We start from the raw sequence: 24426 nt of genomic DNA, 5'->3' as shown, positions 1-24426 counted from the left end.
AGGACGCGCACAAAGGGCCTTTCCTGGTGGAAGTGGTCGGAGCACCGGATGCCGGCCATGCCGGCGCAGGGCGCAACTCCCCATTATAGGGGCGGAGGATTCCTGCGTCAGGAACGCAGGGCGGGGCTGGCGAACAGTTCGGTGCCATCTTTCACGGTTTGCAGGCACACCGGATCCGAGCCGGTGTCCAGCGCCGGCAGCAGCGGTGTCCTGGCCCGCGGGTCGGTGCTCCAGGACTGAACCCGCCCATCAGCTACCTGGACCATCAGTTCCTCCACGTCCCACACCGCAAAGCTGGCCGGTGCACCAGGTACGAGCTGCCCGGCCATCGGGTTGGTATGCCGTGCGGCCCGCCAACCGGCACGGGTGTGCCCCAGGAAGGCCGCGCGGGCGGAGATACGTTCGTCCGGATTGTGGTGCTCCACGCAGGCCCGCACACTCGACCACGGGCGCAGCGGCGTCACGGGGCTGTCACTGCCAAAGCACACCGGCACACCGGCGGAATAGAACGCGGCGAACGGATTCATGGTCCGGCTCCGCCCACCCAGCCGCCGCTCGTACAGGCCACCCGGCCCGCCCCACGCTGCGTCGAAGGACGGCTGGGCACTGACGGTAACGGAATAATGGGCCAGCTTTGCCACGGCCGCGGCATCAGCCATCTCGACATGCTCGAACCGATGGCCTGCGGCCCGCACCTTCTGCTCCCCCACTTCCCGGGCCGCGAGGTCCAATGCCGCCAGGGCGGCGTCGAGGCCGGCGTCGCCGATGACATGGAACCCGCCCTGGATCCCGGCCAGGGAGCACGCGGCCAGGTGGGCTGCGGCCTGCTCAACGTCCAGGTACAGGGTGCCCCGTTCCTGGGCCGCGTCGCTGTAGCCGGAGCGAAGGGCGGCCGTGCGGGAACCCAGCGATCCGTCCATGTTCAAGTCGCCCGCCAGCCCGCGGAGTCCTGCTCCGAACTGCTCAACCAGCGCCCGCGCCTGCTCCTCCGTGGAAACCAGTTCACCCCAATACGGCAGGACCTCCGGATAGGCCGAATAACCCGGTTCGGAGCCGTTCCAGCCTGCTGCCGTCCGGAGGTCCGCGGCGCCGCCGATGTGCGGTGCACCCATCTCGGCCACCGCAACGTAACCGTTGGCCGCTGCTTCCGCCAAGGCACGTTCCTGGTGCCGCCTGAGCGTCTCCTGCGGCATCTGCCGCGTTGCCAGCCGGGCAGCTTCGTGGGCGGCGCGCGTTACCCGCGCGCCGCCGTCGTACCCGTCCTTGCCGCGAAGGTCCGCTGACCGGGCGAGGGACGTCGAGACCAGTGCGGAATGCACGTCGACCCGCGAGAGGTACACCGGCCTGCCACCGGACGCCCGCTCAATTTCTTCGGCGCCGGGCAGGGTGGGATCCGCCCAAGTGCTCTCGTCCCAGCCGTGGCCGAGTACCGGGCCGTCGCCGCCGGCAGCGGCGACCGCGTCCAGCAGCTCCCGGGCCGAGCGCGCGGCCCCCAGCTGCAGCGATTCCAAGGCGATTCCGGTTTCGGTCAGGTGCATGTGCGAGTCCACGAATCCCGGCGCGACCAGGGCCCCGCGCAGGTCGATGATGTCTATGGAGCTGTCCGCGATGGAGGAAGCCGCCTGCTCGGAGCCAACCCACGCGACGGTGTCGCCGTCCACCAGCATGGCCGTTGCGAACGGGTCCGCCGCGGTGTACACGGATCCGTTCCGGTACAGCACCGGAACGGGCCGGTCGGTGTCTTTGGGGTTCGTGGTCGCGTCAGGAAGGGGCATGGCGGGAGGGACTCCTGGGGTAGGGGCGCCGGGATCGACCCGACGGGTGCAGCGGAACTGGAGGGAACTAGAGAACGGAGGAATAGGCAACGACGCCGCGGCGGATGAGGTTGATGGCTTCGCCACACAGCCGCGCCAGCCGCGGGTCAAGGCCCGGAATCTTGGCGAGCTGGTCCAGGAGGTCCACCACCTGCTTGACCCAGCGGACGAAGTCACCGGCGGCAAGGTCCGTCCCGCTGAGGACGTCCTGCAGGTGCCGTCCGCGGGCCCACTTGTACAGGGGCCAGACAAGTCCCAGCTCGGGCTCGCCGGTCAGCGGCAGCTTGTTCTCCTCTTCCACGTCCTCAAGCACGGACCATTCCCTGACCACGATATCCACGGAGGTTTCGAGGGAGACGCTGGGCATCCGCGGCCGCAGCCCACGGTCCTCGCGCTTGGCCTGGTAGACCAGCACACTGGCGAGGGCTGCCACCTCCGCTGCGTCGAGGTCGTTGAATGCGCCCAGCCGCAGGGACTGGGAGATCAACAGGTCCTTCTCACCGTAGATCCGGCGGAGCCGCTGCCCGTCCGGGCTGATGTTCAAGCGGCCGTCGCCGGCATCCTCCAGGTATCCGTAGGACGACAGTACATCGCAGACCCGGTCGAAGGTCTTGGCGATGGTGTTGGTGCGGCCCTGGATCTGGCGGACCAGGCCGTCGGTTTCCCGCCTCAGCTTCCACCAGCGCTCCGACCAGCGCGCGTGGTCTTCACGCTCGCTGCAGCCATGGCAGGGGTGGGCCCGCAGCGCACGGCGAAGGTCGGCGATCCGCTTCTCCTGGTTGGGCAGCGCCGCCGCCCGGCCGAAATCGTGGTTGCGGTTCTGGCCGGGTGCCGGGGCACGGTTCTCCCGCAGGGCGTTCCGTGCCGACGAGGCAAGGTCGCGCCGGGACTTGGGAACCTTCGCGTTGAACGATTTGGGGATCCGGATCCGGGTCACCGGCGCGATTGGGCCCTCAAGGTCGTCTATGCCGATCCTGCGCAGCTGGTTGTCCAGGGTGAGCACGGCAGGCCGGGGCTCGCGGCTGCTGTGGTCGGAGCTGAGGACGACGGCGGGACCCGGCGCACGTCCGCCGGGAACGTTGACCACGTCCCCGGGCAGCAGGCGGGCCAGGGAGTCGTCGCTGAGCGATTTCCGCACCCGGGACTTGGCCTTGGACGTGGCGTTTTCCGCATCCGAGAGTTCCCTGCGCAGCCTGGCGTACTCCGTGAAGTCACCCAGGTGGCAGGTCATGGACTTCGCGTAGCCTGCGAGCGACTCCTCGCGGCTCCGTACCTGCCTGGCCAGGCCCACCACGGAACGGTCAGCCTGGAACTGCGCGAAGGAGGATTCGAGGATTTCGCGGGCCCGGGCCCGTCCAAACTGCGCCAGCAGGTTGATGCTCATGTTGTAGGTGGGCCGAAAACTTGAGTTCAGCGGGTAGGTGCGGCGCGATGCCAGGCCGGCCACCGCCGTCGGATCAGTCCCGGGCTGCCAAAGCACCACGGCATGGCCCTCGACGTCGATGCCCCTGCGCCCGGCCCGTCCGGTCAGCTGGGTGTACTCGCCGGCGGTGATGTCGACGTGGGCTTCGCCGTTGAACTTGTCGAGCTTCTCGAGCACCACGGAGCGTGCCGGCATGTTGACGCCCAGGGCGAGCGTCTCGGTGGCAAAGACAGCTTTGACCAGTCCGTCGGCGAAAAGCTTCTCCACCACCTCCTTGAAGGTGGGCAGCATTCCCGCGTGGTGGGCGGCGAAACCCCGGAGAAGCCCGTCCCGCCAGGTCCAGAAACCCAGGACGTCGAGGTCGTCCGGCGGAATGTCCATTGCGGCCTCGTCGACGCGCTGGGCGATGATCCGCTGCTCTTTTTCAGTGGTCAGCCACAGGCCGGAACTGACGCACTGCGCTACTGCTGCCTCGCACCCCGCGCGGGAAAAGATGAAGGTGATGGCAGGCAGTAGGTCCATCCTGTCCAGACTGGCAATGACCTGGGGGCGGCTGGCCGGCCGCACTCCCCCTGGCTCGCCGCCGCGGCCGGGACGGCCGTTCCCCCGCCGGCCGCGTCCTCCCGGTCCGGGACGGCTGCGGAAGCTCTGCTGGCTTTCGCTGCGGGCCACCGTGAGCAAGTCCGGGTTGACGTCGAATCCGCGGCCCCTGGCGTTGGTGCGGGACGTGCCGGCGCTGTCCTGCTGCTGGTTTTCGTCCTCGACAGGCGGTGCGATTTCATCGAAGGTGGTTTCGCCGGCGAACAGGTCCATGATCCGCCGGCCCACCATGACGTGCTGCCACAGTGGCACCGGTCTGTGCTCGGAGACGATGATGTCGGTGTCCCCGCGGACGGTGTCCAGCCAGGCACCGAATTCCTCGGCGTTGGAGACGGTTGCGCTCAGCGATGCCACCTGCACCTCGCTGGGCAGGTGGATGATGACTTCCTCCCAGACCGCGCCGCGGAACCGGTCGGCGAGGTAGTGGACCTCGTCCATGACCACGTATCCAAGGTCGTCCAGGGTGGCCGAATCCGCATAGAGCATGTTCCGCAGGACTTCGGTGGTCATCACCACCACCTGTGCGTCACCGTTGATGCTGGTGTCACCGGTCAGGAGGCCTACGTTGTCGGCACCGTATTTTGCCGTGAGCTCACTGAATTTCTGGTTGCTGAGGGCCTTGATGGGTGTGGTGTAGAAGGCCTTCAGGCCCCGCTGCAGTGCGAGGTAGATGGCGAACTCCCCGACGATCGTCTTGCCGGCGCCGGTGGGGGCGGCCACCAGGACTCCCCTGCCCTCCTGGAGGGAGCGGCAGGCTTGCCGCTGGAAGTCATCCAGCTCGAAATCCAGGGTCCGGGTGAACGCTCCCAGGTACGTTGCCGCCTCGGCCCTGCGTTCGGCGCTGGCACGGTAGCGTTCAGCGGGCGACAGTTCTTCAGGATCGACGGGTCCCGTGGAGAAGGGGCCGGTGGTGGAGGACATACTCCAAGCCTAACGGCAAGCCTAGAGCTTCTTGAGTTCACTCCCGGGGGTGGCAATGTCCGCTGTGGCCTCGGTCTCTTCGACCTGCTTGGCCTGCCGCCGTTCACGGCGTTTGTCGTTCATGATGCAGATGCCGATGGCGGCGAAGAAGAGCGCCAGCAGCGGACCGGCGAGCATGAACATGGAGATGGCGTCCGCGCCCGGAGCGGCGATGGCCGCCAGGACGAACACCAGGAAGACGGTGATGCGCCAGGCCTTCAGGATGGTGCGCCCGGATACGATGCCGGCCATGTTGACGCCCACCAGCACCACAGGGACCAGGAAGGCCAGGCCCAGCATCAGCACCATCCGGGTGACGAACTCGATGTAGGTCCGTGCATCAATCACGCTGGAGGAGCCGGCAGGGGTGAACTGGGTCAGCGCATGGACCACCTGCGGGACGACAAGCCAGCCGACCCAGATGCCGGCAAGGAACAGTGGTATGGCGGCGGCCATGTAGCCGAGGGTGTAGCGCCGTTCCTTCGAGGTCAGCCCTGGGGTGATGAAGGCCCAGAGTTGGTAGATCCAGATAGGACTGGAAATGACGGCCCCGATGAGCAGGGACATCTGGAGCTTGAAATCGAACGGCGACGCAATGGTCCCGAAGTTGATGGCAGCAAGGCCCCCGGTCTCCTCCGAGATGCGGTTGACCGGTTCGGCCAGGGCCTTCAGCAGCGGATCGTAAAGAATCCAGCCCCCAATGCCGCCGATGACGACGCCGATGGCCGACTTGATCAGCCGGTTCTTCAGCTCCTTGAGGTGCTCCCAGAGGGACATGCGCCCCTCGGGGTTGGCTTTACGGGCCCGCGACAGTGCCACGGGAGGTCAGGCGCGGGTCGACGGCGGAACGTCAGTGCCGTCAGTCGGCTCACCGGGCTTCGCCTTGGGGTGGTTCACGATGGTGCCCTCCACGGGGCCGTTGGCTTCGGTGGAGTCGGTCTTGCCGTCGTTCTTCATTTCCTTGACCTCGGACCTGATGATCCGCATGGACTGGCCGAGGCTGCGGGCCATGGCCGGAAGTTTGGGTGCGGCGAACAGAAGCAATGCAACAACGATGATGATTACGATCGGCCAGGGGCCATCAAAGAGTCTTCCCACGGGAAATCCTTTCCTCTAACTACATCCTACTTCTATGTGAAGTCGAGATCTCCGAGCGCCTGCGGCTGGCCCCGGTCTTTCTTGCGCTGCACTCGCCGGCGGCGCCGTTCTTCGCGCCGGGCCGATTTGGATGCCTCGTAATCATGTCGCATCACAGCGGGCGAGGCAAAAACAGCGGACCCGGGCCGCGGCCGGCCGGGATCGGCACTTTCGGCCGGTGCTTCAGCCGGCTGGAGGTGCCCCAGTTTTTCCCCGGCCGCGGTGAGGTCCTTCACGGTTGCCATGAACTGGCGGAAGAGACGGATGCCCAGCAGGACATAGAACAGCAGGGACACGGCGACCAGCGCCACCCATATGAGAATCCAGGACCACCAAGGCATGCTGAGAAGTCTATCCGCCGTATCTTGCCAAAGCTGCCGCCAGCCACTCGCGTGCGGCGTCAGCCAGACCGGCAGGGGCCAGGATCCGGGCCGAACCGCCATGCTGTGCCACGAACATCGGCAGCCACGCAGTATTGCCGAAGCGGACCTCGGCGACCAGTCCGCCGTCGGGAAGTTCCGCGGTGCGTGCCGCGTAATAGTCCTCCGCCAGCCCCCTGCCCTGCCGGGTGAGCTGGATGGTGACCACGGTGTCGTCGTCATTGGCCGTGAAAAGCTTGGCCGGAACCCCATCCCCGGGCGCAGCATGCCTGCCGGCGGGGGCACCGTTGGGATGCACCTCCCGGACCCTGTCCAGCCGGAAGTTCCGAAGCCCGTCCACGAGGTGGCACCAGGCTTCGAAATACCAGGTGTTGTCCAGGGAGTAGAGCCGCAGCGGGTCCACGTCGCGTTCGGTGACGGCGTCCCGCTGGGGTGAGAGATAGGTCAGGTGGAGCTGGGACCCGGACTCGATGGCGCGGCGGACGGTGGCATGGGTGGCGGCGTCCGCGGGGGCAACCTGCGGCCCGGCAATGGAGGCGGCCCGCAGTCCTTCCTCCCCGGCTGCGGCCAGGAGCTTCAGGGTGACCGATTCCAGCGCACCGCCGCCGGGCAGGTCGGGCAGGCCGTTCAGTGTCTCCAGCCCGGTCAGCAGGGCACACGCTTCCGCCACGGTGAACCGGACCGGCTTCTTCAGGTCGAGGTCCTGGGTGATGAAGACGTGGCCGTCCTCCCACTGGATGTCCAGCAGGTCGTCCGGATAGCCTTCGGGCAGTCCGGAACAGATCAGGATCCGGAGGTCGGCTTCCAACTCCTCCCGGGTGACGCCGAAGTGGTCAGCGACGTCCTGGATGTGCAGGCCCTGGTTGTGGACCAGGAACGGCACCAGCTGCAGCATGCGCTTGAGCTGATCCTCAGAGGTGCCCTTGCGCGCCGCCCGGGCCGGGGCGGGGCCGGGGAAGGCGTAGGAGGGCCGGGGCGCGGCGCTGAAGTCTAGGGCGGCCTGCAGGCGGCGGCGCACGGCCTGGCGCAGGTCTCCGGGTTCCACAACCAGCGCGTCGGGGCCGTAGGACGCCAGCTCTTCGGCGAACACTTCGGGATCGCGGTATTCAAGCGCCAGCCGGTCGTGGCCCACGGGCGGGTTGCCCGGGGCCGGCTGGCCGGGAGCTTCCACGGCGCGTGCCCGCAGCGCCAGCAAGCGGCCGGCGGGGACGTCCACGACGGCGGTGCGGAGCGGCAGTTCAGGCAGCCGTTCAAGCTCGGACCGGATGCTGAAGTTGGCCGGCGGCTCATAGTGTTCCCGGGCGAGCGTGGTGACGGCGCTGGTGAAGCGGGAAAGGCGGAAATGCCTCGCCGCCTGCCGGCCGCGGTCGTAGCCCATGAGGTACCACTGGCCGAACCGGCTGCCCAGTCCCCAGGGTTCAACGGTACGGGTTTCCTCCTTGCCGGTGCTGCCGGCCAGGTAGGTGAAAGTCACGGGGTGCCGGGCGTGCATGGCGGTGACGATGTCATCGAAGGCCTGGCCGGCGGGCTTTATCCGCGGCTGCACCCCCGCGGGCAGCTCCACGTCCGCGAGTTTGCCGGATGCCTGGAGCTTCCGGAGGGCGCTTTGGGCGGCGGATCCCAGTGCGGCATGCTCCCACAGCCGGGAGGCCAGCAGGAGGACTGTCCATTCCTCCGGCCCAAGCTGGACGTCCGGGAGCCGGTTGGACTCCTTGCCGATCCGGTACCGGGTGGTGGCCGGATCGTCCTCGCTCCAGCCCAGGTCCGTCAGGGTTTCCACCTCGAAGCCCATCGCCCGAAGGTCATTCTTGTCCCGCTCGAACATCCGCCCGAAGGCAACGTCGTTGCCGGAGGTGTCGTGGTAAACCTTTTCGCGCAGTTCGCTGCGGCGCAGGCCGTAACGGGTGTTGAGGAGCGCGATCAGCAGGTTGAGGAGTCGTTCGGTACGGGATACGGACACGTTGGTTACGTTACTAAACCCGCCGCTTAAAGCGGAAAGCGCGGCAGTACGGAACTCTGATGTCCCGTTCTGCCGCGCTGTCGGCTGTACTTTAAGCCCGGGTTAGCGGACGTCCACGAGGTCCACGACGAAGATCAGGGCCTCGTTGGGGGCGATGGCCCCGCCGGCACCGCGCGAGCCGTAGGCCAGCTCGGAGGGAATCTCCAGCCGGCGGCGGCCGCCGACCTTCATGCCGAGCAGTCCCTGGTCCCAGCCCTGGATGACCTGGCCGACGCCTACGCGGAAGTCCAGCGGCGCGCCGCGGCCCCAGGAGGCGTCAAACTCTTCACCCGTGGACCAGGCAACGCCCACGTAGTGGGTGGAGACGGTGTCCCCGGCCTGGGCTTCACGGCCGGTGCCCTCAATGAGGTCCGTGATGACGAGTTCCGTGGGTACGTCACCTTCCGGGAAGTCGATCTCGGGCTTCTGGCGGTCAAATTCCCGCTGTCCAAACGACATGCTTGCTCCTATGCGTGTGAGTGATGGGTGCCGCGGAAGAACGCGGCGTCCCTGTAAGTCTTGCTACTTGACCCCGAGGATGTCCACTACGAAGACGAGGTCTCCCTTGGCCTGTCCCTGGCCGGCGTCGCCGTAGGCCAGGTCCTTGGGGATGACCAGCAGGACGCGGGAGCCCACTGTCTTGCCGGCGAGGCCCTGCGTCCAGCCCTTGATGACACCGGTAAGCGGGAAGGTGGCGGGCTGGCCCCGGTCGAAGCTGGAATCGAACTTGGTGCCGCCGTCGAGGTTGACGCCCACGTAGTTGACCGTCAGCGTGTCGGACTCTTTCACGGTGGCGCCGGTGCCCTTGATCAGGTCCTGGGATACGAGGGCCGTCGGGGCCGCCGCACCGGCCACGTTGATTTCCGGTACGCCGTCTTTTTCGGTCACGGTGGGGAGCCCGGGCGGCGGGCTCACGGTCTCACCCTGGGGCTTGTCCAGGACAGGCGTGGGGTCGGAAGCGGACAGCACCTTGATGATCAGCAGCTGGCTGGGTCCGGCTGCTGCGCTCGGGCTGGGGGTTGCGCCATCGGACGGGCTGGGACTTGCCGACGGTGCACTTTGCTGGCCCGGGACGGCCAGGGCAAGGCTGGACCCTACCTTGGCGCCGACAAAGGCGTTGTAGATGACGGCGCTGCTGGTCTTGAGCTCATCGTTCAGCTCCAGGCTTTCAGGCTCGTTGGCGAACGTATCCTCCAGCTGGGAACCGTCCGTGCCGTTCAGGGCCAGGATGGAGATCTTGGCTACCTGGTTTGCCTTGACGCGGTCGCCGCTGCCTTCGGACACAACCTTGATGGTGGGCTGCGTAACGGTGAGCGGCTTGTCGAAGTCCACGCCAGGGGCCTTCTTGTCCCCGTTGTCGGTCAGCTTGAGGGAGTCGAACTTTGCAGTCTCCCCGGCAGACTGGCTGCTGGGCTCCGGCTGGGAGCTTGTACCTCCACAGGCGGTCAGGAGCAGCAGGCCGGGAAGGAGTATTGCTAGTAGTCGGCGCACGTAGGAAAACTTTCGTCGGGGCAGGGTGGATACGGCGTTGCACGTCACAGCGGACAACGCCGTGCAGAGGTCCCTTTAAAAAGGACCTTATCCAGAATAGACCCTGAAGCTGGACGTCAGCCCATAGAGTCCAGGAGTGCATCCACCCGGTCATCGACACTGCGGAACGGATCCTTGCACAGAATCGTCTGGTGGGCCCGGTCGTTGAGTTTCAGGTGCACCCAGTCCACGGTGTAGTCACGCCCCAGTTCCTGCGCCCGGCGGACAAAGTCGCCCCTGAGTTTTGCCCGGGTAGTTTGCGGCGGGGCGTCCACCGCGCCCTTGATGACGGTATCGTCAACGATCCGGCGCACCGCACCGCGGGACTGCAGCAGGTAGTAGAGGCCCCGGCTGCGGGAGATGTCGTGGTACGTGAGATCGAGCTGCGCGATCCGCGGCGCATCCAGGCCGAGGCCGTGGCGTTCGCGGTAGTTGTCCATCAACTTCTTCTTGATGGCCCAGTCGATTTCGGTGTCGATGCCCCGGGTGTCTCCTGACTCGATGGCATGGAGGGTCCGCTCCCACAGGTCAAGGATGGCCGGAACGTGGGGATTGTGCGCGCCGTGCTCCTTGACGAAGGCAGTGACCTTGGTCAGGTACTCCTGCTGGATCTCCAGTGCGGTCAGCTGGCGGCCGTTGGCCAGACGGACCAGGGCGCGCCCGCTGAGGTCATGCGAAATTTCCCTGATGCTGCGGATGGGATTCTCCATCCTCATGTCACGCATGATCACCCCCGCCTCGATCATCCTGAGGACAAGGTCCACGGTGCCGATCTTCATCAGCGCCGTCGCTTCAGACATATTCGAGTCACCGACAATGACATGCAGCCGCCGGTAGAACTCGGCGTCCGCGTGGGGCTCGTCCCTGGTATTGATGATCGGCCGGGAACGGGTGGTGGCGGATGAGACGCCCTCCCAGATGTGGTCGGCGCGCTGGGAGAAGGCATAGGTGGCCCCGTGCGGCGTCTTCAGGATCTTTCCGGCGCCCGCAATGAGCTGGCGGGTGACCAGGAACGGAATCAGGATTTCGGCCAGCCGTGAAAACTCCCCGCGCCGGGGAATCAGGTAATTCTCGTGGCTGCCGTAGGAGTTGCCCGCGGAGTCGGTGTTGTTCTTGAACAGGTAGACGGTCCCGTTGAAACCTTCTGCTGCCAGCCGTGCCTGGGCCTCGTCCACGAGGTCGTCCAGGATGAGTTCGCCGGCCCGGTCGTGGGCGATGAGCTGGGCAAGGTCGTCACATTCCGCGGTGGCGTATTCGGGGTGGGATCCGACGTCGAGGTACAGCCGTGAGCCGTTGGTCAGGAAGACATTGGAAGAGCGCCCCCAGCTGACCACCTTGCGGAACAGGTACCGCGCCACCTCCTCCGGGGCAAGGGGCCTGGAGTCGGGGCTCGAATAGGAAATCCCGAACTCGGTCTCGATGCCGAAGATTCTCTTGTCCATCTGATCCTCCTAGGCCAGCAGTGCTGTGATATCCGCGTCGTTGAGCCTGCGGAAGGCGCGCCGGGAGCCGCGGGAGCTTTCGGAGAGCCGGTCCAGGACGGCCACTTCGAGTGCGCCGGGCGGCAACGGTGCCGCCGTTTGTTCACCCTCCTGGGCGGGTGTGAGCCCTTTCAGCGCGAGCCGCACGGCGTCCGCAAAACCCAGCGACGCCTGCCAGCCGGCGTCAATGGCAGACGAGACCCGGTCGGCCTGGCCGCCCATCACGACAAAACTGTGTTCGTCGGCAATCGAGCCGTCGAAAGTCAGCCGGTAGAGGTGGTCTTCGGCCTGCGTGGGACCCACCTCGGCCACGGCAAGTTCCACCTCGAAAGGCTTCTGCTCGGCGGTGAAGACGGCGCCGAGGCTCTGGGCGTAGACGCTCGCCAGTCCCCGCGCGGTGACGTCCTCGCGGTCATAGGAGTATCCGCGGACATCTGCATAGCGGACCCCGGCCTGGCGGAGGCTTTCGAATTCGTTGTATTTGCCTACGGCGGCGAACGCGATCTTGTCGTAGATCTCGCCGATCTTGTGCAGCGACGGGGACGGGTTCTCGGCGACGAGGGCGATGCCGTCCGCACAGCTGATGACGACCACCGAGCGGCCCCGGGCGATGCCTTTCCGCGCGAAATCCGCGCGGTCCTTCATCAGCTGTTCGGGCGACACATAGAACTGCTGGGTCATCTCAGGCCTCCCGTCCGGCGATGGTGCGTGACTCAATGACGGCGCGCGAGGCGTCGGCGAGTTCGGCTTCGGGAACCCGGCGGGCTCCCGTCCTGTCCACGGTGTAGACCACCGGCCACAGCTGCCGGACCGTATCGGGTCCGCCCGTGGCGGAATCGTCGTCGGCAGCGTCGTACAGGGATTCGACGGCAACCGACAGGGCTTCCGCTGCACTGAGGTTGGGCCGCCACAGCTTCTTCAGGGCGCCCCGTGCGAAGACCGAGCCCGAACCCACCGTGTGGTGTTCGTGTTCCTCGTACCGGCCTCCGGTGACATCGTAGGAAAACAGCCGCCCAACACCGGCGCTGGTGTCGAAGCCGGCGAAGAGGGGAACCACCGCGAGCCCCTGGAGGGCCAGCGGGAGGTTGCCCCTGATCATGGCCCCCAACCGGTTGGCCTTGCCCTCGAGGCTCAGCTGGGTGCCTTCGATTTTTTCATAGTGCTCGAGTTCAACCTGGAAGAGCCGCGTCAGGTCAATCGCGATGCCGGCTGTCCCTGCGATGCCAAGGACCGAGAAATGGTCTGCGGGAAAGACCTTCTCAATATGCCTGCTGGCAATGACGTTGCCCATCGTGGCCCGCCGGTCCCCCGCCATCAGGACGCCGCCGCCGTAGCTCATCGCCACGATAGTGGTGGCATGGGGAACCTGCAGCGGGGCAGCCGCCGACGCGCCACCCTGAAGGGACCGGTTGAACGGCAGTAACTCCGGCCGGTCCCGTTGCAGGTGCTCCGTAAAGGACGAGGTGGCGTTGGCGGCTACCTGGTTGGCGGTTGATTCCTGCACTCATCACTCCTTGAACGTGGTACTTCAACGTTGGTACAGATCCCTGCCGTCCGCGGCTTCCGCCACCTTCCGGCTCCGGGTTACTGGCCGCCCTTTTGGACGAACGCCCGGACAAACTCCTCGGCGTTGGATTCCAGGACGCCGTCTATCTCGTCGAGCAGGTCGTCAACGCCCTCTGTGGACGCCGATGCCTTGGCCTCGGGCGGTGCCGGGGGTGCCTCGGGAATGTCTTCGTCGACCTGGCTGTCACGTGACTGCGGCTGCTGCTGCTCCTGGCCTGCCATTGGTTTCCCTCCTTCTTCGTCCGGTGGATCCGGCGGATCCACCGATATGCCCATCCTGCCACGGTACGGGCGTTCCGGCGCGGTTTATGCCGCAGGCGGAGTGCTGTTGTGTCCCAGCAGTTCACCAAGGAACGGTCCGGCTTCCCGGTAGCGCTCGAACAACGCTCCGGTCAGGGCTTTGGTTCCCCTCAATGGTTCCCGGGTAGGTACGCGCTGCAGCCGCCCGTACCCGGGGACATCGAAGATGACCGAGTCCCAGCTTGCTCCCACCACATCCTTGCCGAAGCTGCTGATGCACTTCCCGCGGAAGAAGGCCCGGGTATCGGCCGGAGGTTCCGCGACGGCGGCGGCGATGGCTGCGTCGTCCACGATCCGCTGCATCCGGTTCCTGGACAGCAGCCGGTAGTATAGGCCCTTTTCCGGCCTGATATCGGCCCACTGGAGATCCACCAGGCCCAGCCGGGCATCGTTCCATTCCAGGCCGTCGCGCTGGCGGTAACCGTCCAGCAGCGAGAGTTTGGCCAGCCACTCCACGGATGTGGCCGCCGCTGCCCGGTCACTGTCCAGTTGAGTGAGCACCGAAGCCCACCGCTCCAGCACTTCGTGGGTGTGCCCATCGCCGTCCACGGTGTCGCCCACACCGGTGTCCTGGGCCAGCTTGGCGGCGGCCTCGTGGTACATCCATTGAAGATCGAGGGCTGTGACGCGCCTGCCGTCCAGCAGCCGCAGCCTCGCCGTCAGCGAGGTGTCGTGGCTGACGGTCTTGAGCGCCGCAACGGGCTCGTAGACCTCCACCTTGGGTGCCAGGCCCGCCTCGATGAGGCTGAGGACCATGGCGGTGGTGCCGAACTTAAGGTAATTGGAGACCTGGCTGAGGTTCGCGTCCCCGATGATCACGTGCAGCCGCCGGTACTTGTCGGCCGTGGCGTGGGGTTCGTCCCGGGTGTTGATGATGGGCCTGCGGATGGTGGTTTCCAGGCCCACCTCGGCTTCGAAGAAGTCGGCGCGCTGGCTGACCTGGAAGCCGGGTACGGAACTGTCCTGCCCCAGTCCCAGCCGGCCGGCCCCGCAGATGACCTGCCGGGTGACGAAGAACGGCGTCAGGCCGCGCACGATGTCACCGAAAGGCACGGACCGCGGCATGAGGTAGTTTTCGTGCGAACCGTACGACACTGACTTGTTGTCAGTGTTGTTCTTGTACAGGTTGACCGGCGGGAGGGCCGGGTCCGCTGCCAGCCGGCGCAGCGCCGCCAGTCCTACGAGGTCGCCGGCTGCGTCCCAGACCACCGCGTCCCTGGGGTTGGTGACCTCGGGACTTGAGTACTCGGGGTGGGCGTGGTCGACGTACAGCCTGGCGCCGTTGCCCAGGACCATGTTCATCAGGAGTGTCCCCGACTCGTCCTGCCCGTCCAGCTCCAGCTCCTCACGGCCGTAGGCGAGGGCCACCGCCTCCGCATCCAGGACGGGCGGCTGGTCGGTGAGCTGGGATGGATGGGCCGCACCCCGGTCCACAGTCCAGCCCCGGGCATCGTGCAGCGGCTCTTCGTCGGTATAGTCCCACCGCGTCTCGGCCCCGCCCGCAGCCCGCTGCCGGGTGACCTGGGCGTAGGCCTGGACTACCCGGGCACTCATCATGGTGGCATTGGCAGACGGTGCGGACGGAGCGTGGATGCCGTATTCGGTTTCCGCCCCCATGACCCGCATGGCTCCGCCGGCGGGGAGGGATTCCCCGGCGGCGGATCCGTGGGCACCCGTCACAGATACTGTCCCGTGGTCGGCATCGTCTCGATGGACTTGCCTGGCTCCTGCCCGGCCTTGCCCTGGACGATGGTGCGGATGTACGTGATCCGTTCGCCTTTCTTGCCGGAGATGCGTGCCCAATCGTCCGGGTTGGTGGTGTTGGGCATATCCTCGTGCTCGCGGAATTCATCCACCACGGCGCGCAGCAGGTGCTCGATCCGGAGCCCTTTCTGATGGGTGGTCAGCAGGTCCTTGATGGCATACTTCTTGGCCCGGTCCACAACGTTCTGCACCACGGCGCCGGAGTTGAAGTCCTTGAAGTAGAGCATCTCGGTGTCACCGTTGGCATACGTGACCTCGAGGAACTCGTTGGACTTGTCCGTGGAGTACATGGCTTCAACGGTGCGCTGGACCATGGCATCCACGGTGGCCTGGACGTCCCCGTTGTGTTCGGCAAGGTCCGACTCATGGAACGGCAGGTCCGGCGTGATGTATTTGTTGAAGATGTCCGCCGCGGCTTCGGCATCGGGGCGCTGGATCTTGACCTTGACGTCCAGCCGGCCGGGCCGGAGGATCGCGGGATCAATCATGTCCTCGCGGTTGGATGCACCGATCACGATGACGTTGTCGAGCCGTTCCACGCCGTCGATCTCGCTGAGGAGCTGGGGCACGATGGTTGTTTCGACGTCGGAGGAAATGCCCGTGCCGCGGGTGCGGAACAGTGAATCCATTTCATCGAAGAACACCACCACGGGGCTGCCGTCTGATGCCTTTTCCCTGGCGCGGGAGAAGATCAGGCGGATGTGCCGCTCCGTTTCACCGACATACTTGTCCAGCAGCTCAGGGCCCTTGATGTTGAGAAAGTAGCTCTTCAGGTCCACGTTTCCGGACCGTTCGGCGGCGCGGGCCGCAAGTGAATTGGCAACCGCCTTGGCAATCAGCGTCTTTCCACAGCCTGGAGGGCCGTACAGCAGGATGCCCTTCGGAGCCTTCAGGCCGTGCTCACGGTAGAGGTCCGGGTGCAGGAACGGCAGTTCGACGGCGTCGCGGATCTGCTCGATCTGCGGGCCCAGGCCGCCGATGTCCTCGTAGGTGATGTCCGGGACTTCTTCCAGGACGAGGTTTTCGACCTCGGAGCGGGGGACTTTTTCCAGGGCATAGCCGGTCCGTGAATCCACCGAAAGCGCATCGCCCACCCGGAGCTTCTCGGACAGGAGGGCGCCGGAAAGCCGGACAACGCGTTCTTCGTCCGCGCGGCCCACCACCAGTGCACGGTCGCGTCCCAGCATCTCCTTCAGGGTGGCCAGTTCGCCCGCGCGCTCGTACCCGAGGCCGGCCACGATCAGGAGTGCCTCGTTCAGCAGCACCTCCTGGCCCACGGCCAGCTGGTTGATGTTTACGAGCGGGCTGACGCCCACGCGCATCTTGCGCCCCGCGTTGAAGATGTCCACCGATTCCTCGGTGGCAGCCTGGCCGCTGCTGCCGGGGGCCGGCTGCCGTTTCGGGTTGATTTGGAGGATGGTGCCGAAGCTGTAGGGCGGCTGTCCTTCCTGGTCCAGGGCGTTCTTCAGCCGGAGGATCTCCGCCTTCGCCGTCTCCAGCATGCTGACCAGCTTGGTGTTGTTCTGCGTTGCCGCTGCCAACTGGCGGTCGATGTGCCTGAGCTTGTCCCGAAGGATGTTGACCTGGCGGTCAGCAACCGAGAGGTCGTTGGCGGCAGACTGCTCTGCCGGTGTACGTCCGGAGTCCTGGTTTGGTGTCTCCATGATGTATCAGCCCCTTCCTGCGCTTCTCTTAAGACATTAGTCCCAAGATGCCGGGTAGGGATGGAGACTCCCGAAATGTGGACTAGTTCGTAACCTCGGGAGTGTCCACGACGTTGGTGCCTGCAATGGCATCGCGGGCGGCCCGACGGAGTTTCTTGTCAGACACGGCCCGCTCCCCTACCGCACCGGGTGTCCAGGCGTTGACGTCTTCTTCATTGAATTCGGTCTTGGACGGCCGGCGTTTCACCGAAATTCCGGTGACGCCGTCGGCGAGCCTGCGCGTTACCAGCAGGAAACCAGTGTGGGCGACCATGCGGTGGTCGGGCCGGACGGCGAGTCCTTCGAGGTGCCAGCCGCGGACCAGGGATTCCCAGGCGTCCGGTTCGGTGAAGCGGCCGTCTGCCCGGATCGCCTCGGCCGTGCGTGAAAGTTGGGTGACCGTTGCGACGTAGTTGATCCAGACCCCGCCGGGGGCCAGGACGGTGGCGACGGCGTCCAGGCACTCCCACGGTGCCAGCATGTCCAGGACCACCCGGTCCACGGAACCCGGTTCCTCAGCCTTGACCACTTCTTCCTGGAAATCACCCAGGGAGATCTGCCATGCGGGGTGCGGACCACCGAAGATGGTTTCGACGTTTCCACGTGCAATGTCGGCGAATTCCTCGCGCCGTTCAAAGGAATGCAGGTAGCCGTTGTCGCCCACGGCGCGGAGCAGGGAAATGGAGAGCGCGCCGGAGCCGACGCCGGCCTCCACGACGCGGGCGCCGGGGAAGATGTCCGCCATGGTGACAATCTGGCCGGCGTCCTTGGGATAGACGACGGCGGCGCCGCGCGGCATGGAGAGCACGAAGTCGGACAGCAGGGGCCGCAGGGTCTGGTACTGCTGGCCCACGTTGTTCACCACCACGGAGCCATCCACCTTGCCGATGATCTCGTCATGGTTGAGGAAACCGCGGTGGGTATGGAAGGCGCCGCCGCGTTCCAGGGTGATGGTGTTCATCCGGCCGCGTTCGTCCGTCAGCTGGACCCGCTCACCTTCGCGGAAGGGGCCACGCCGACGGGCAGCTCCCACCGGCTGCGAGGCGCTGGCGGCAGCACCGGCTTGCGCTGCTCCCTGGGCGTCGTTGACGGCAGTTTCGCTGCTCATGATTCTTCCTCGCTCCTGTAAACCTGTTGTGCCGCCGCCGCCTAGGCCGCTAGGGACCTGGTGGCTTGGCGACGGCAATGCACGACCGGCAGGTAACTCTACCGGTTCTGGCCCTGCGGGTACCTATCGTTGCGCTGGCGCTTGCCGGTGATGGCCGCCAGAACAGCCTCCTGGGTCAGCAGGCCGGTGACGGCTCCGTTGTGGTCCACCACGGCGTAGTGGCGTCCCTCAAGCTGGGAAAGGAACTTGATCAGCTCCTGCCCCTTGGACCATTCGGGAACGTAGGCGCCGGCGGCCAGGGGGAAGGAGATGGCCGTGACCGGAGTGGTTTCCGCCGCGGCGGCGGGAACCGAAGCGAGGGCGCCGGGGTCGACCACCCCCTGCGGCCGGCCGTCGGGCCCGCAGACCACCACGGCCTTTGCGCCGTCCGCTCCGAGCAGCAGGGCATCGCGGACGCTGCCGGTTGCGGGGAGCCCGGCAGCCGGCGTCGCCAATGCTGCGGCCCTTACCAGCGGGAGCCGCCCCCGCAGCGTGCCTTGCTGGATGGACGCGGATGCGCCCATCCAGAGGAATCCGCCAACCAGGATGGTGATCATCAGCAGGCTGAAATCCGGGCTTTCGCCTGCGAGGAAAGGACGCAGCAGGAACCAGTAGGCGATGGCGAGCACGATGATCCGCCCGCCCCAGCCCGCGGCCACCGTTCCCTTCGCCTGGCTGCCGGTGGCCTTCCAGACGATGGACTCGACCAGGCGGCCGCCATCCAGCGGCAGTCCAGGCAGGACGTTGAAGACGCCGATGAGGAAGTTGGCCCACATGAAGATGTTGGTCAGGATGTCCGCCACGCTGCCAAGGCTGTCGGTGCCGAGCACCAGCCAGGCTCCGCCGGCAAGGACGAAGTTTGCTGCCGGGCCGGCCAAAGCGACCAGTACGGACCGTCCGGGGGAAGCGGTGAAACTTTCGAACTGGGTGTGGCCGCCCCAGAGGTTGAGGACGATCTTCTGGGAGGGCCAACCGTAGATTTTGGCAGTCAGTGCGTGGGCAAGCTCATGGACAAGCACGGAAATCAAGAGCAGGACGGCGTAGGCGAAGGCCACCAGGTAGGCGCTCACACCCAGCATCGGATTGTTTCTGGCGAGCACCGGGCCGTAGGCGATCACGGTGAAGGCAGCAATGACGAACCATGAGTATGCAAGCACGATAGGCACGCCGGCGATGCGTCCCAGCGGGATCCCTTCGCGGCGGGCAGGGGTTTGGCTTTCCGTCCCCCCGGAACTGCCGGGCTCAGCCACGGGGACCACCCCAGGGCGCCGCTGAGGTGTCCGACGGATCGCTGCCTGCGAGGAGGGCTTCCAGTTCGGCCAGGCCGCGGCCGGCCAGCGAGTCCCACAATGCATAGCTGCCGTCGTCGGGCAGCGGCACGATATGCGGGACCGCCACGGTGGCAACGCCGGAGGCGACGGCTGCAGCCACACCGGGCACGGAGTCCTCGAGGGCCACGCAGTGGTGGACCGCGAGTTCGGGATCGTTCTCCTGCAGCAGCTCCACAGCGGTCAGATAGGCCTCCGGGTGCGGTTTGCCTTGGCTCACGGTGTCGCCGGTCACCAGCACCTCGAAGTATGGGCGCGGAAGGCTGGCCACTACTTCCCGGGCCAAGGGCCCCTCGGACATGGTGACAAGGGCGCAGCGCACGCCCGCCTGATGCAGCTCTTCCAGCAGTTCCCGTGCTCCCGGCCGCCAGGGCACCTGCTGCTGGACGCTGCTGATCACCCGGGCCGTCAGGGAATCGATGATTTCGCGGATGTCCAGCTCGACACCGGCCTGCTGCAGCAGTCCCGCGGAGAACGTCAGTGACTGTCCCACCAGCTGCATGGCCTGGTCGTGGCTCCACGTTCCGCCATGGGCCTCCACGAGCGCGCGTTCGGCGGCAATCCAGTAAGGCTCGGTGTCCACGATGGTCCCGTCCATGTCCCAAAGGACGGCTTTGAGTGGGGAACCAACGGCAGGAGATCGCATGCTGCCAGTCTACGGGGCCTGGCTGGACGGCGGCTGGGGGCTACGCCCTTGGCGAATTAGGCCCGCGGCGGGTCCCGTTTGTACCGGGTGGACTGGATTTGCGGCGCTTCATTCCATGCGCGGGCGTGCACCTTGGACGTAGGGTGAAGAAATGAATAGCTTCGAGGGAGACACCGCCGCACAGGGTGCCGGACCCGAGCGGGAACGGTTCCTGCAGCCGGTGGCTGACGGCCGGCGCGTAACTGTCATGCTTGCCGCGTTTGAGGGGTGGAACGACGCCGGAGAGGCGGCGAGTGATTCCCTGCGTTACCTGAACAAGCTGTGGGGCGGGAAGAAAGTGGCGTCCATCGATGCCGATGAGTACTACGACTTCCAGTTCACCCGCCCCACGGTGCGCAGGAACGCTGCCGGTGAGCGGAAGATCAAGTGGCCGTCCACCCGGATCTATAAGGCCAGTGCACCCAACTCCAACGTGGATGTCATCTTCGTCCAGGGGACCGAGCCATCCTATAAATGGCGCGCCTACACCGCGGAGCTGCTGGCCCACGCCGAGGCCCTTAACGTGGATTATGTGATCCTGGTGGGCGCACTGCTCGCCGATGTCCCGCACAGCCGCCCGATCCCGGTGAGCACATCATCCGACGACGGTCCGCTCCGGGAGCGGATGAACCTGGAAGCATCACAGTACGAGGGCCCCGTGGGCATCGTGGGCGTCCTGTCCGAGGTGGCCCTGCTGGCGGGTCTCCCGACGGTGTCGCTCTGGGCTGCCGTCCCGCATTACGTGGCGCAGGCTCCCTCGCCCAAAGCCCAGCTGGCCCTCCTGCACCGCATCGAGGAATTGCTCCAGGTTCCCCTGGACACCCACGAACTGGCCGAGGAAGCCGACGCTTGGGAGCGTGGTGTGGACGAACTGGCCACCGAGGACCCGGAGATTGCAGCGTATGTGCGGCAGTTGGAGGAAGCCAAGGACACCGCCGACCTGCCCGAGGCCAGTGGCGAATCCATTGCCCGCGAATTCGAGCGTTACCTGAAGCGGCGCGGCCAGGACAAGCCCTGACCTTGGCTGGCTGGCTGGCTTGGTTTTCCGGGCTTGACGAGCTGGCCCGTTTCGGGTGAGCCAAAGGGAAGGGCCCTGCGGGAGCAGTTCAGCAATCCTGGCCAGGGCCCTCCCTTTGCCGCCGTGCGAAGGCAGAGCCTTGCGCGGAAGTTAGAGCCTGATGCCCAGGAGGGCGTCCACCGCGTCCTTGACCAGGGCGCGGTCAGCAGCGCTGGCGGCAGCACCGCCGTCGTTCGCGGTCCGTGCCCACCGGGATACCGCGGCCACTGCCGCCGGTGCGTTGAGGTCGGCGGCCAGGGCTTCCCGCATGTCGGCCAGCAGCGCCGCGCCGGAACCTTCCGGCGCGTGGTCGAGGGCCTTCCGCCAGGCTGCCAGGTCCGCCTTGGCAGCTGCGAACCCTTCATCGGTCCAGGACCAGTCGGAGCGGTAGTGGTGGGCCAGGATGGCCAGGCGGATCGCCGCCGGGTCCTCCCCCGCGGCGCGGAGCCTGGAAACCAGCACCAGATTGCCTTTGGACTTGCTCATCTTTTCGCCGTCCAGCCCCACCATGCCTGCGTGGGCGTAGTGCCGGGCGAGCGGGACCCCGGCCAACGAGTAGGCGTGGCCGGCGCCCATCTCATGATGGGGGAAGATCAGGTCGGACCCGCCGCCCTGCACGGTGAAGGGAGACGGCAGGTACTTCTGGGCGATGACGGTGCATTCGATGTGCCAGCCGGGACGGCCTGCGCCAAGGCTGCCGCCGGGCCAGCTGGGCTCTCCCGGCCGCTCAACCCGCCAGAGGAGGGGGTCCAGTGCCTGCCGCTTTCCTGCCCGGCCGGGATCGCCTCCGCGTTCGGCAAAAAGCTCCAGCATGGCGCTTTCGCCAAGGTGGGAAATGCAGCCCAGGGACCAGGCGTCAGGGGCGGTTGACTGCTTGCCTGCCGCCTCGACGTCGTAATAGACGTCGCCGTCAGGTTCACCGTTGGTGCCGGCCACCTGGTAGGCCAGCCCCATGCTGACCAGGCGCTCGACTTCGGGAACGATGAGGCCGATCGATTCCACTGCGCCGACGTAATGGTCCGGGGCCAGGACGTTCAGGGCCTCCATGTCTGTCTGGAAGAGCTGCACCTGCTCCGCCGCAAGGTCGCGCCAGTCGACGCCGGTGGCCGTGGCGCGTTCAAGCAGGGGGTCGTCCACGTCCGTGACGTTCTGGACGTAGGAGACCTCACTGCCGGCATCGCGCCAGACCCGGTTCAGCAGGTCGAAGGCGACGTAGCTTGCCGCATGGCCCATGTGCGTTGCGTCGTAGGGAGTGATGCCGCAGACGTACATGGACGGCCTGGCCTCCCGCTCCAGTGCCACTTCGCGGCCTGCCGCAGTGTCGAAGAGCCGGACGGCGGGCATGTTTCCGGGCAGGGCGGGGACGGGGCGGGAAGTCCAGGATTTCACAAGCCAAGCCTAGCCCTAGGCGTTGATGACGCCGAAACCAAGCAGGAGGTAGAGGGCAAGTCCCAGGAAGATCCGGTACCAGACGAACAGCCGGTAGCTGCGGGTGGACACGAACTTCAGGAACCAGCCGATAATGACGTAGCCCACCACCAGGGCGATGACGGTGGCCAGTGCCGTTTCAGGCAGCCCGAACGGGCCGGAGATGCCTTCCTTGGTGACCACCTTGAACAGCTGGTACAGCCCGCTGCCGAACACCGCGGGGATGGCCAGCAGGAACGAGTACCGCGCGGCGGCTTCGCGGGTATAGCCCATGAGCAGGCCGGCGGTGATGGTGCCACCGGACCGGGAAACGCCGGGGATCAGGGCCAGCGCCTGGGCCAGGCCGTACAGGATGCCGTGCTTGTAGGTGAGGTGGGCGAGGTCCCGTTTCTGGGCCCCCACCGCGTCCGCTACGGCCAGGATGAGGCCAAAGACGATCAGCATGGTGGCCACGATCCACATACTGCGCAGCACGGACTCGATCTGGTCCTGGAAGAGCAGCCCCAGGACGATGATGGGCAGGCTGCCCAGGATCACCAGCCACCCCATCCGGGCGTCGGGATCGTGCCGGGGAACCTTGCCGGTGAACGAGCCCGCCCACGCCTGGATGATCCTGACAATGTCCCGCCAGAAATAGATCAGCACGGCGGTCTCGGTCCCCAGCTGGGTGATGGCCGTAAAAGCCGCCCCCGGGTCTTCCGCATTGGGGAGGAACTCCCCCACGATCCGCAGGTGCGCACTCGATGAAATAGGTAGAAATTCGGTCAGTCCCTGCACTAGGCCCAGCAGGGCCGCTTCAAACCAGTTCACGCTAAGACCCTACGGCATGGCACCGGTGGTTCTGCCCGTAAGCTTGCTGCTATGCAGCAGCGTTACGTCGGCAACAGTGGATTGCGAGTTTCAGCCCTCTCCCTGGGCACCCTGTCGTGGGGTAAGGAAACCGACGAGCAGGACGCATCCGAATTGCTGCGCACCTTCCTTGACGCAGGCGGCAGGCACATCGACACTTCGGCCTCGTATGCGGGCGGCGGCTCGGAGGCGGTCCTCGGTTCGCTGCTGGGCGACGTGGTGTCGCGGACGGAGGTGTCCATCTCCACCAAAGCGGGAATGACGACGCCGGATGGCCGCCGCGCGGTGGACACGTCCCGGAATGCGATGCTCACCGGTCTCGACGCCAGCCTGGCCAGGCTGGGCACCGACTATATCGACCTGTGGTTCGTCGAGGCGTGGGACGGCAATGTTCCCCTGGATGAAACCTTGGCTGCGCTTGAGTTTGCCGTCCGCACGGGCCGTGCACGCTATGCCGGCATCTCGAATTTCACGGGGTGGCAGACGGCGAAGGCCGCGGCCATCAGCACCGTCCCGCTGGTGGCAGTGCAGGCGGAGTATTCCTTCCTGGACAGGACGGCCGAGGCCGAACTGTTCCCGGCCGCCGAGGATGCCGGGCTTGGCCTGATGGCATGGGGTCCGCTGGGCCGGGGCGTCCTTACCGGAAAATACCGGGGCAGCATTCCGGCCGGATCCAGAGGGGCCACAAGCGAGGCAGGCTATGTGGAGCCCTACCTGGCGGAGAAGCCGTCGCGGATCGTGGATGCGGTGTGCATGGCTGCCAACGGCCTCGGCCGGACCCCGCAGGATGTGTCGCTTTCGTGGCTGCTGTCGCAGCAGGGGGTGGCCACGGCGATTGTAGGCGCCCGCACGCCGGTACAGCTGAAGGAAATCCTGGACGCCCAGCTTTCCCCGCTGCCGCCGCAGATTGCACGGGCCCTTGAGGACGTCTCCGCCGGCTGACGGCGGGCGCCCACCCTGCTTTTCCGGCGCCCTTACTCCTCGACGATCTCCAGGCCCTCGTCGTCGTCCACGTCGGCTTCCTCGTCCTCTTCGTCCTCATCGTCGAAGACCTGAAGCGGGGTCACTTCGTTGTAGGCCTCGTAGAGGGCGTCTTCATAAACTTCAAAGGCATCGGCCACGGCGAAAAAAGCTGCCTCGACGGAGGGGTCACCGTCCCCGCGGCGGTTCGATGCTGCTATAAGGTGTTCTTCCAAAGCGGTGGTCAGGGACGAAAGCGCGACACGCGGATCGATGCTCATGACTTCACGTTAGCCGGAAAAGGACGAAAATGGA

Annotated in this window: 22 protein-coding genes; 2 read left to right on the top strand and 20 right to left on the bottom strand. The window is 66.2% G+C overall.

Going from position 1 to position 24426, the window contains the following annotated elements; all coding sequences use genetic code 11:
- Positions 1–107 precede the first annotated feature (107 nt).
- The 17 genes from RM50_RS19050 to RM50_RS18970 all read right to left on the bottom strand — a co-directional run bounded on the left by RM50_RS19050 (position 108) and on the right by RM50_RS18970 (position 19730).
- On the bottom strand, positions 108–1775 hold the full coding sequence (locus RM50_RS19050) for an amidohydrolase (RefSeq protein ID WP_043455946.1): 1668 nt from the start codon (positions 1773–1775) through the stop codon (positions 108–110).
- A 67-nt stretch (positions 1776–1842) separates the two neighbouring features.
- On the bottom strand, positions 1843–4758 hold the full coding sequence (locus RM50_RS19045; protein WP_043455945.1) for a DEAD/DEAH box helicase: 2916 nt from the start codon (positions 4756–4758) through the stop codon (positions 1843–1845).
- A 21-nt stretch (positions 4759–4779) separates the two neighbouring features.
- Positions 4780–5574: a twin-arginine translocase subunit TatC gene (gene tatC, locus RM50_RS19040; RefSeq protein WP_043455944.1), complete on the bottom strand. Its 795-nt coding sequence runs from the start codon at positions 5572–5574 to the stop codon at positions 4780–4782.
- Positions 5575–5622: 48 nt separating this feature from the next.
- On the bottom strand, positions 5623–5895 hold the full coding sequence (gene tatA / locus RM50_RS19035; protein ID WP_043455943.1) for a Sec-independent protein translocase subunit TatA: 273 nt from the start codon (positions 5893–5895) through the stop codon (positions 5623–5625).
- A 32-nt stretch (positions 5896–5927) separates the two neighbouring features.
- A complete protein-coding gene (locus RM50_RS19030; RefSeq protein ID WP_043455941.1) occupies positions 5928–6275 on the bottom strand; it encodes a hypothetical protein in 348 nt (115 codons plus the stop codon).
- A 10-nt stretch (positions 6276–6285) separates the two neighbouring features.
- Positions 6286–8274, bottom strand: a complete 1989-nt coding sequence (locus RM50_RS19025) for a helix-turn-helix transcriptional regulator (protein ID WP_043455940.1) — start codon at positions 8272–8274, stop codon at positions 6286–6288.
- A gap of 102 nt (positions 8275–8376) precedes the next feature.
- Complete coding sequence (locus RM50_RS19020; RefSeq protein ID WP_043455939.1) at positions 8377–8772, bottom strand: FKBP-type peptidyl-prolyl cis-trans isomerase; 396 nt, start codon at positions 8770–8772, stop codon at positions 8377–8379.
- A 63-nt stretch (positions 8773–8835) separates the two neighbouring features.
- Complete coding sequence (locus RM50_RS19015; protein WP_043455951.1) at positions 8836–9804, bottom strand: FKBP-type peptidyl-prolyl cis-trans isomerase; 969 nt, start codon at positions 9802–9804, stop codon at positions 8836–8838.
- Between the two features lie 116 nt (positions 9805–9920).
- Positions 9921–11285: a Pup--protein ligase gene (gene pafA, locus RM50_RS19010; protein ID WP_043455938.1), complete on the bottom strand. Its 1365-nt coding sequence runs from the start codon at positions 11283–11285 to the stop codon at positions 9921–9923.
- A 9-nt stretch (positions 11286–11294) separates the two neighbouring features.
- Positions 11295–12005: a proteasome subunit alpha gene (gene prcA / locus RM50_RS19005; protein ID WP_043455937.1), complete on the bottom strand. Its 711-nt coding sequence runs from the start codon at positions 12003–12005 to the stop codon at positions 11295–11297.
- A gap of 1 nt (position 12006) precedes the next feature.
- Positions 12007–12828, bottom strand: coding sequence for a proteasome subunit beta (gene prcB, locus RM50_RS19000; RefSeq protein WP_043455936.1), 822 nt, complete (start codon positions 12826–12828; stop codon positions 12007–12009).
- Positions 12829–12908: 80 nt separating this feature from the next.
- A complete protein-coding gene (locus RM50_RS18995; protein WP_043455935.1) occupies positions 12909–13112 on the bottom strand; it encodes a ubiquitin-like protein Pup in 204 nt (67 codons plus the stop codon).
- Positions 13113–13196: 84 nt separating this feature from the next.
- The gene (gene dop / locus RM50_RS18990) at positions 13197–14816 is read right to left on the bottom strand and encodes a depupylase/deamidase Dop (protein WP_167562187.1); all 1620 of its coding nucleotides are present in this window, start codon (positions 14814–14816) and stop codon (positions 13197–13199) included.
- A 50-nt stretch (positions 14817–14866) separates the two neighbouring features.
- Positions 14867–16618: a proteasome ATPase gene (arc, locus tag RM50_RS18985; RefSeq protein WP_043455933.1), complete on the bottom strand. Its 1752-nt coding sequence runs from the start codon at positions 16616–16618 to the stop codon at positions 14867–14869.
- An 82-nt stretch (positions 16619–16700) separates the two neighbouring features.
- On the bottom strand, positions 16701–17765 hold the full coding sequence (locus tag RM50_RS18980; RefSeq protein WP_043455932.1) for a tRNA (adenine-N1)-methyltransferase: 1065 nt from the start codon (positions 17763–17765) through the stop codon (positions 16701–16703).
- A 98-nt stretch (positions 17766–17863) separates the two neighbouring features.
- Complete coding sequence (locus RM50_RS18975; protein WP_043455950.1) at positions 17864–19054, bottom strand: site-2 protease family protein; 1191 nt, start codon at positions 19052–19054, stop codon at positions 17864–17866.
- Positions 19047–19730 (bottom strand): HAD family hydrolase, encoded by a 684-nt coding sequence (locus RM50_RS18970; protein WP_043455931.1) that lies wholly within the window; start codon positions 19728–19730, stop codon positions 19047–19049. Before RM50_RS18970 ends, RM50_RS18975 begins: the two co-directional genes overlap by 8 nt.
- Before the next feature lie 199 nt (positions 19731–19929).
- On the opposite strand from RM50_RS18970, the gene RM50_RS18965 reads away from it, so the two are divergent.
- Entirely contained in the window at positions 19930–20835 is a 906-nt protein-coding gene (locus tag RM50_RS18965) for a PAC2 family protein (protein WP_043455929.1), read from the top strand.
- A 150-nt stretch (positions 20836–20985) separates the two neighbouring features.
- On the opposite strand, the gene mshC is transcribed toward RM50_RS18965, so the two are convergent.
- Both mshC and RM50_RS18955 read right to left on the bottom strand, forming a co-directional pair.
- On the bottom strand, positions 20986–22263 hold the full coding sequence (gene mshC, locus RM50_RS18960) for a cysteine--1-D-myo-inosityl 2-amino-2-deoxy-alpha-D-glucopyranoside ligase (RefSeq protein ID WP_043455928.1): 1278 nt from the start codon (positions 22261–22263) through the stop codon (positions 20986–20988).
- A 15-nt stretch (positions 22264–22278) separates the two neighbouring features.
- Positions 22279–23112, bottom strand: coding sequence for an undecaprenyl-diphosphate phosphatase (locus tag RM50_RS18955; RefSeq protein ID WP_043455927.1), 834 nt, complete (start codon positions 23110–23112; stop codon positions 22279–22281).
- Positions 23113–23163: 51 nt separating this feature from the next.
- Between RM50_RS18955 and RM50_RS18950 the strand changes: the two genes are divergently transcribed.
- On the top strand, positions 23164–24093 hold the full coding sequence (locus tag RM50_RS18950) for an aldo/keto reductase (protein WP_043455926.1): 930 nt from the start codon (positions 23164–23166) through the stop codon (positions 24091–24093).
- Positions 24094–24125: 32 nt separating this feature from the next.
- Here RM50_RS18950 and RM50_RS18945 read toward each other — a convergent pair whose 3' ends face one another.
- On the bottom strand, positions 24126–24392 hold the full coding sequence (locus tag RM50_RS18945; protein ID WP_043455925.1) for a hypothetical protein: 267 nt from the start codon (positions 24390–24392) through the stop codon (positions 24126–24128).
- Positions 24393–24426: the final 34 nt, after the last annotated feature.

The sequence above is a fragment of the Pseudarthrobacter phenanthrenivorans genome (genome assembly GCF_000813845.1).
GTDB classification, from domain to species: domain Bacteria; phylum Actinomycetota; class Actinomycetes; order Actinomycetales; family Micrococcaceae; genus Arthrobacter; species Arthrobacter phenanthrenivorans_B.
This window is presented reverse-complemented; position numbering and strand designations above follow the sequence as displayed.